Here is a 7,760-nt window from a genome sequence, read left to right on the forward strand (position 1 = left end):
AAATTAAGGGTAGTTGCCATGCATGTTTAAGCCTTAAACAAAAGGTCCTTTCACATTAGACTACCGAATGAAAAAAAATGACTTTTTCTAGTATCCACAATTTAGCAACTTTATTGTGATTACATGCTTTAATGAATACAACTTTGATATGAAGAAAGTGTCAAGTTTACATTCACTGCGCCCTCTTAACCAATAAAAATAAAAGCCGATGATTCCTTAGCGCTACTAGAAGGGCTTAGTATTATCAATCAAATAGAGTAGGCGACTAACTTGTTTATCCTGTTTTTTTCATTAAAATTACTAAAGGTGCCTTTTCAAATAACAGATATATAAGAAGACGATCTAGCTGATGACTTGCATTAATTGTTTCCGGGGACGTTAGTCCATGCAGATTTCCAAGGAGGATCATTTCTTCTCTCTTTGTATTAATTTGAACAAGCAACATCTCATTGGATTTTGCACCATCACTTTATCCCCTTATATATACATAAGTGAGGAATGTTTTTTTTGTGAGGTTCTTTATTAATTACGAACATCCATTGCAAGTGACCTAGTAAGACAAGAGCGGTGCTTGATTGGAGAAGATTAAACATACTATAGGGAGAGGTATAATTTCCATAGTACTATGGAGGGGACAATAGTATGAAAACATTAGCCAAAATAGAAGAAGAATATCAGGAAATCATTCTTTTAGTAAAAGAGCCTATGAGAAGCCATTTATTGATTGAGTTAATGACCGAAATGGAAAGGGAATACCATATCCCTATGATACGTACTGAAGATTGGGAAATTAAAAATAAACCAGTTATTGCATTATATAGTAAGATTAAGTTAAACAATAACTTAAATTTTTAACCATATTTATTTTGATAGAATAAATATGGTTAAAAAAAGTCCATTTTCGAATGCCACTCTTTTAAGGGTGGTATTTTTTTGTTCAGTTGTAGCTTTGTAATAATGTTCAATCAACAAATAAATCTTTTTATTTTTACAGTTCAGTTACCATAACACTTCTTATAGAGGTACCGCCACATACCTCTATAGGTTCGGAAGAATAATCCGGAACTACTTAACCAGTACCATTAAAGGAGGAAAAAAGGTGTCATAACTTAAAACTTTAGACACTCATTATCAAAGGTGTGTTTAACAAAAAGAAAAACCACCCTTTGAAAAGGTGGTTTTAGAGCTGTAAAAGTGTACTATTATGAACGGTGTTTACCAACTGTAAAAAGCAATCGAACTCCCATTCAAATTACTATTCACTTGGGGTACTAGGGGCAGTACTAACGAAAAATAACCCCTGCCCAACTTTTTAAGTCTGGTAACAGAGGCAATTGGAGTAAACCGTTTAGGTGTATCGAATTATACCCCAAACATGGATTGCGTATCCAAAAAGATTTAGCTTGTTTTGATACCAATCTGCTATTCAAATGAGCCGGGAATTGGGACATGGGGCAAATATTGGTGAACGTTAATACGCCCACCAATATTTGTAAGGGTAAAAAAAGAGCCTGCGATTATCTTATAAACAAATATAAAAAACCACAAAAGATGCCCTTTACACTCAGGCGGCTTCTGTGGTTAGATCCAACACATTTGTAATTTTTACAAAAGCGAAAGGATTATACACCGATTTGAAAATAAATGTTTAGGTATCGTTTATGGTTAAGGTCCAATGCTATGTTCTACTGCATTATCCCAACTAGGAAAATAATACAATGCATTTTTCATTAACTCCGGATCTGACTTCTTTACCTCTTTCTTCCGAGGTGGCTTCCCTTCTTTTTCTACTAATTCAGAAATTTGATTCACGACTTCTTCAACACTCATATTTACTTCCATCTGTTCCCTCCTTCTGTTCTTAGTTATATATTTTCCTAATTGATGAAAATTAATACAATTTTTGATCAGCTAAACTGTCCATTTAATTGAACAAGTGTATTTTTTTCTCTAATTTGAATGTATGATAATGCTAAGTATATTACTTTCAGTTTTAAGGAAAAAATATTGTTTCTTTCTATTTTGACACAATAAAAAAGACACTGTTTCCCTTAATCTTTATCGGGAGCAGTGTCTTTTTTATTGTCCTCTAAGGAGGAAATACCATGTTAGTAGCAGACAGAATCGAAAATTTTAAAGACTACAGCAAGTTTTGCAGCATAAAACTAATAATATAGTTCAACATTCAAGTGTCGATTCCTTGTTCAACTAAACTGCCCCGATATTGCATAAGAAAAAGCTGCCTTAAAGACAGCTCCAATCTTCAGCTAACGCACCTGTTAGCCATCCATGAATCGCAAAAATCGGCGATTCACCACAAAGAATGAAAATGGTCAGGAAGTGTCAATACTGATACTGACCTTAATCCAGTCAACCCTAATCCATAGACTAATTAATTAACGCCCTCCTCTTTTTTTAAAACGATTGAGCAGGTTCTTCTTAAGTATTGTCATTTTTCATTTTTAAAGAAACTTATTTTCATGGTAGTTCCGAAAGAAAAAGGTTGCCGCAGCAACCTCCCTTTTTTAAGTAAAGCACCCTTTAATTGGACAAAATTAAACTTATCGATTTATATTCTTTGTCATACCAATGGTAAACTTCTCAAATCCAAAAGTTTCATAATATGATTCCAAACTTTCTACACACATAAGTTGAGGAATTACTCGATTTTGCTCACAATGTTCAATTATTCGATTCAACATTTCTTTGCCGATTCCTTTGGACTGGTAGCTCGGTAGTACACATACTCCACATACAACTCCAGTAATCACACCATCTGAAATAACACGTCCCATACCTACTAACTGTTGTTCATCAAAAGCATAAATTACATACCAACTTTGAGTGCACATTTGTTTCAAATCATTAACTGTTAATTCAAGTGAATTCCATCCTATAGATTCATATAAGGTTAGTAACGGCTTAAAATTTCCAGGTGGTTCTATTGTATAATGTATAGATTTTTCCATATGATCACCTCCCTGAATTTTTGTATCTTACAGCTTAATCTCAACACATAATTTGGATGATTTTTACATATTTTCTACCGCAACCCTGCCCCTTTAGCTCCATAAGAAAAAGATCTGCTGTGGCAACTCTCTTATGGAAGTAAAGCACCCGTTAGTTTAAGTAGTTTTTTTCACAAAGTCAGTTATATTTTAAACGCATTTTTCCATTCTAGTTTAAAGATTCATAAAAGACGAATCTTTAGTAGGATTCGCCTTGATTACGGTAAAAACTCTTAGATAAACACCTTCCGTTAGATGAAATTTAGCTTGCTAGATATTCAACAATAATTTCTATTATTCCTCACCAAAATTTACATCAAATAGATAATCAGATAATTCAGTACTTTCGAAGCTTTCTTGTGTGATATTTCCTCGATCATCTCTTTCTTCTCCCGTTTTCTTCATTGCAAATGTTGAAATATAATAACCTTCAACTGGTAACTGCTCATCATCTAATAATTGTATTTCTCCATTTGATATAACATGAGTTCGATTTTCTACTGCATAATTGATTCGTTCCCCTGTACTTTGTATAACATAGGAAGAAAAGTCACCCTTAGCATGAGTAATATCTTTAATATCAAGCACATTAAGATTTTCAAAAAAATGCTTAGCATCAACTAATCGATTGTATTGGGGCCATGTTTCAAGCTGACTATTCATAACCTGATACCTATTCTTATCAATATCATATCGAATTTGATAGAGATTATAGCTATTGCCATTTTGCCCAAGTAGTTGCCAGCTTAAGTCTGTAATTCTACCATCTTCAGTAGTCTACTTCAAAATCCTCAAGCCTCAAACTGTTGTTCTTTAATTCTTGCTTAACCAGTTCATATTCTTCTTGAAAGTTCATCGTATATATTGAACCAAGTTCATGCTCAATGAATATTGGGCGACTTTCCCATTCATCCATGGCATATGGTATGGTCCAATGGACGAATATAAATGCAAGAAAACCAAAGACTGTAGCTATTCGTTTTACCCGTACATTTAACTTAGGTCGAAAAAATATCAGATACACTACAAACCCAACTGGAAGTGAAATTTGATTGAAATTAAAGGCAAATGAACCTAATATAAAATATCCAATTATTTTTAACGGAAAATAAGATTCTTTATCGTCATTTTTCCACACTAAAAATAAAAAACTAACAATTAATATCACTGTGTAAACAATAGATGCCATTTTTAAGTCCCCCTATCTGGTAGGAAATCGCCTTGATTGTATAATTTGAATCACCCAATACATATGAAAATTTTACCATTATTATAGTTATCCGAAAAGACATTAAGACTATTACTTAATAACTAGACAAATTCCAAAAAAAAAAATGGCTATATCATAACCAGGATTATCCTTATGGCACTAACCTGCCCCGTAAGTGCCATAAGAAAAAGCGTCTTAAAGTCAGCTCCGATCTTCAGCTAACGCACCCGTTAGTTTAAGTGAATATATTCACAAATGTTAACCAGACAATGTGCTTAATTTTTATAGTCCCTAATATAATGATAGAAGTTATTTTTTGTAGCTTTTAAATAAAGTTTGATCAAAAATGAATACAAAAAACCTTGATAAATGAATAACTAGAAAGGACATGTTTGAAAAAAGATTAATCGTTTTGTGTTCCTTAATCACCTAACGCATTATTTGAGGAAACAAGGATATAAAGTAATTGGGATCAGTGGCAGCAGCATTGTGAATCGTATGCCGCAAGTTTTAAAAAGAGTGAAAACAAGATTAAATTAAGGTTTTTTTCCTCTCGAATAGTATGTAATAACGTGAGCTAAAAAAGGATTTTTTGTAAACTATTACTTCATGCATACTATTCTTTGAAACAACACATTATAAATAATGTCGATTTATTAGAATTAGCAGGGCATTTGATGGAGGAAAGAAGTAATGGTCATCGGAGCATTATCTGCTGATGGAGTGGTCACGAGAACATGGTCGACACTTGATCTTAACGAAGTTTTGAAGTCTTCAGTTTGATCTTTGAACGGTTTCTATCTATATTGCTCGTGGTTTGGATTATGCGAATATTTGCCATATTTATCATCACATACTATGCAGCTGCTTTAGGTCTAGCTCAACTTTCGAAAAAGAGCATTCACACATTTATCTATGGCTTGCTTCGGATTCTATATATATTGCCAAGACTCCGAAAAATATCAATGACTTTTAAAACTTGGAGATTTCGTCGGCAATGTCGAATTGTTGTTATTCGGTTTACTCCCGCTACCCCTGCTTATTATCTCAAGAGTAAAAGAGGAAAGTATGAAACAATCACATAACAATATACGGACCCTCTTCGTTTCACTCTCCGTTCTCTTGTTCTTATCTCTTACAGGATGTTGGAGCACTCGTGAAATTGAAGAGCAAAGTTTAAGTATAGGTTTGGCATTCGATAAAGACAAGAAGTCCTTCATTGAGAAAGAGTTAAATGAACAAAAGGAGGGATATTATTCAAAAAAAGACCTGATTACTTCAACCTATCAATTTATCACTCCAGAAGTAGCAAGTTCAATAACTAAAAAAGCCGGACCACAACAAAAATCTTATATTAATGTTTCTGAAACTGGGGATTCCGTCCATCAGATGATTCGTGAACTTTCATTAAAAATTGAAAATCCCATAATAAGTAATCATATGAAAGTGATTGTCATAAGTGAAGATCTTGCAAAATCGTATAATTTGGGACAATTTCTTGATCAAGTTCTTCGTGATAATGAAATTAGACCAAGCTGTCTTGTGCTCATTAGTAAAGGAAGAGCAAGCAAGACACTGGAAACAAAGACAGCAGGAGAGATTCCAGCGTTTCGTCTGGTTGGTATTGTAGAAAATGCCTATCGAACAGCCAGGATTTTGCCTCCTATGTCGCAAATTAAAGTTGAGAGCAAGATCCATTCAGGATCTAGTTTTCTGTTGCAAAAAGTATTATCAGTGAATGGGCAAGTTAAATTATCGGGAGCTGCCGTGATCAATGGAAAGACCCACAAAATGACTGGTTTTTTGAATGAGGAAGAACTAGAAGGCATAACATGGATAACAGGCAAGGGGAAAAGTGGTGTAGTAAAAAGCTATGATAAAGAAACTGGTCAGCAGATTGTGTATGAGATAATGTCCATGAAAAGCAGAATTAAACCTCGAGTTAAAGGAAACAACCTCTCTTTTGATGTAAATATTGAATCAAAGGGAAGGCTATCTGAAACTTGGGTGGTTCCGGGAGATCCTTTTAAAAATGAATTTCTAAAAAAAGCAGAAAAATCATCTGAAAAAGAAGTGAAACGCTTGGTGAAGAATGTAGTAGAAAAGTTGCAAAAAGAATACCAAGTGGACGTTGCTGGCTTCGGAAATCAATTGAGGATTGAGAACCCCAAAGTATGGAAGAAGGTCAAAAAGGATTGGGACCAAACATTTAGTGAAACCCCGGTCAACTACAATGTAAAATTAACTATTGAAAATTATGGAATATCAGGATCTGCAAAGAAGTGAACCCTCAGGATACCCACATTGACCTTCTAGTCTCCATTAAATGTGAAAAATGAAATGATTAAAAGACGATTTTCATACTGCAAAATGTCTAAACATCTTCTTTTAATGGAACCTAAACACTCTATTCGTAAACGTCAAGTAGTCCCGAATTTTTATCTTGTATTGGGGACTACTTGACGTTTACCTATACATAGAATAAATAACCCAACAATATAAGAAACAATTGGTATGTTAGCCTCCACCAAAAATCGCCCAAACAAATAATCAATTATTACCTTTATTTTACCATAAAACCCACAATTTCTTGTTGAAGTAACCTGCCCCTATAGTTCATTAAGGAAAACCAAAATCAAGTATAGATCCCCAAAAACCTTCCGGTATTCAGGAAATACTTGATCTAAAATGGTGAGAAACTGAAGTTTAGCTTCCACATACATATTCGTTACGATTTCCTGTTGTCTGGACAAATTCCGAAGGTCTAATAGCTGAATTCCTCTAATTTTATGAGGTTCAAAACCCTACACAACTGGTACGCATCGATTGCGTCCGTTTTTACCTTCCGTAAACTGGACTTCTTTGCCTGATAAGAAATAATCGGATTTAGTAGGATATATAGAATCCCTTGTTCCTCCAAGTATTGCATAACGGGAGAATGGTAATGCCCTGTAGATTCTAAAATGACCATAGGCATCTGCCCTGCCACCTCTTCAACTTCTTTTAGAAAGTGATCCCATTACTCCTTGGTATGCTTCATTGAAAAGCTCTTCCCATACGGTTTAGATTGGTCTAAAAATGCATGAACTTGGCTCTCTCCTTTTGCCACATCCAGAATAACAACTGGATTCATTGTTTTTTCCGCCTCTACTTACTAACCAGTATCCCTAGTCCTCCATGTAGGGTCATAGCTTCGCTTGTTATACGAGATCTGCGTCCCAACCAGCCTCAAACATGTTTCTACAAGAGGGTGCGGACAGTTTAGTTCACTGGATCAAGTCCCACGAACCCGTACGTCCTACCCTGGCTACTGATATAATAGATTCTATTAAAAAAAGGTCAACCAGTAATTTTTACCGGTCGACCTTATAATACGAACGCACCCGTTAGCCATCCATGAAGCGCAAAAATCAGAGCTTCACCACAGAGAATGAAAATTGGTCTCTATGTCGATAATGTTTTAATGGCTGGCGAAGAAGGTCGTTGAACTATGGTGCCTTTGAGCCCATCCGTTAGTCTGACTCCGACGTCCACGGTGTACC

General features: G+C 34.8%; 7 protein-coding genes and 2 pseudogenes. 3 read left to right on the forward strand and 6 right to left on the reverse strand.

Annotated features, from left to right (window positions below):
- Window positions 1-274: 274 nt before the first annotated feature.
- Complete coding sequence (locus Q8G36_RS24280) at window positions 275-445, reverse strand: aspartyl-phosphate phosphatase Spo0E family protein (RefSeq protein ID WP_305162394.1); 171 nt, start codon at window positions 443-445, stop codon at window positions 275-277.
- Window positions 446-642: 197 nt separating this feature from the next.
- Between Q8G36_RS24280 and Q8G36_RS24285 the strand changes: the two genes are divergently transcribed.
- Window positions 643-855 (forward strand): hypothetical protein, encoded by a 213-nt coding sequence (locus Q8G36_RS24285; RefSeq protein ID WP_305162395.1) that lies wholly within the window; start codon window positions 643-645, stop codon window positions 853-855.
- Between the two features lie 810 nt (window positions 856-1,665).
- On the opposite strand, the gene Q8G36_RS24290 is transcribed toward Q8G36_RS24285, so the two are convergent.
- The 4 genes from Q8G36_RS24290 to Q8G36_RS24305 form a co-directional block, all read right to left on the reverse strand.
- The gene (locus tag Q8G36_RS24290) at window positions 1,666-1,842 is read right to left on the reverse strand and encodes a homing endonuclease associated repeat-containing protein (RefSeq protein WP_305162396.1); all 177 of its coding nucleotides are present in this window, start codon (window positions 1,840-1,842) and stop codon (window positions 1,666-1,668) included.
- Window positions 1,843-2,561: 719 nt separating this feature from the next.
- A complete protein-coding gene (locus tag Q8G36_RS24295) occupies window positions 2,562-2,969 on the reverse strand; it encodes a GNAT family N-acetyltransferase (protein ID WP_305162397.1) in 408 nt (135 codons plus the stop codon).
- Window positions 2,970-3,302: 333 nt separating this feature from the next.
- On the reverse strand, window positions 3,303-3,671 hold the full coding sequence (locus Q8G36_RS24300) for a hypothetical protein (protein ID WP_305162398.1): 369 nt from the start codon (window positions 3,669-3,671) through the stop codon (window positions 3,303-3,305).
- Between the two features lie 106 nt (window positions 3,672-3,777).
- Entirely contained in the window at window positions 3,778-4,197 is a 420-nt protein-coding gene (locus Q8G36_RS24305; protein WP_305162399.1) for a hypothetical protein, read from the reverse strand.
- Between the two features lie 711 nt (window positions 4,198-4,908).
- On the opposite strand from Q8G36_RS24305, the pseudogene Q8G36_RS24310 reads away from it, so the two are divergent.
- Window positions 4,909-5,277 (forward strand): annotated as a pseudogene (locus tag Q8G36_RS24310) (GerAB/ArcD/ProY family transporter); the annotation flags it as partial.
- A 9-nt stretch (window positions 5,278-5,286) separates the two neighbouring features.
- Window positions 5,287-6,504 carry a Ger(x)C family spore germination protein gene (locus Q8G36_RS24315; RefSeq protein WP_305162404.1) on the forward strand — a complete coding sequence of 406 codons (1,218 nt, stop codon included), beginning with the start codon at window positions 5,287-5,289 and terminating at the stop codon, window positions 6,502-6,504.
- 335 nt (window positions 6,505-6,839) lie between these two features.
- On the opposite strand, the pseudogene Q8G36_RS24320 reads toward Q8G36_RS24315, so the two are convergent.
- Window positions 6,840-7,351, reverse strand: a pseudogene (locus Q8G36_RS24320) (IS110 family transposase); the annotation flags it as partial.
- Between the last annotated feature and the right edge of the window lie 409 nt (window positions 7,352-7,760).

The organism is Peribacillus frigoritolerans (genome assembly GCF_030676415.1).
Lineage (GTDB): Bacteria > Bacillota > Bacilli > Bacillales > DSM-1321 > Peribacillus > Peribacillus frigoritolerans_A.

What these genes read in the sequence shown, in the direction of transcription:
- Q8G36_RS24280 (WP_305162394.1), bottom strand. Translation starts at nt 445, where the DNA reads ATGTTGCTTGTTCAAATTAATACAAAGAGAGAAGAAATGATCCTCCTT.
- Q8G36_RS24285 (WP_305162395.1), top strand. Translation starts at nt 643, where the DNA reads ATGAAAACATTAGCCAAAATAGAAGAAGAATATCAGGAAATCATTCTT.
- Q8G36_RS24290 (WP_305162396.1), bottom strand. Translation starts at nt 1,842, where the DNA reads ATGGAAGTAAATATGAGTGTTGAAGAAGTCGTGAATCAAATTTCTGAA.
- Q8G36_RS24295 (WP_305162397.1), bottom strand. Translation starts at nt 2,969, where the DNA reads ATGGAAAAATCTATACATTATACAATAGAACCACCTGGAAATTTTAAG.
- Q8G36_RS24300 (WP_305162398.1), bottom strand. Translation starts at nt 3,671, where the DNA reads ATGAATAGTCAGCTTGAAACATGGCCCCAATACAATCGATTAGTTGAT.
- Q8G36_RS24305 (WP_305162399.1), bottom strand. Translation starts at nt 4,197, where the DNA reads ATGGCATCTATTGTTTACACAGTGATATTAATTGTTAGTTTTTTATTT.
- Q8G36_RS24315 (WP_305162404.1), top strand. Translation starts at nt 5,287, where the DNA reads ATGAAACAATCACATAACAATATACGGACCCTCTTCGTTTCACTCTCC.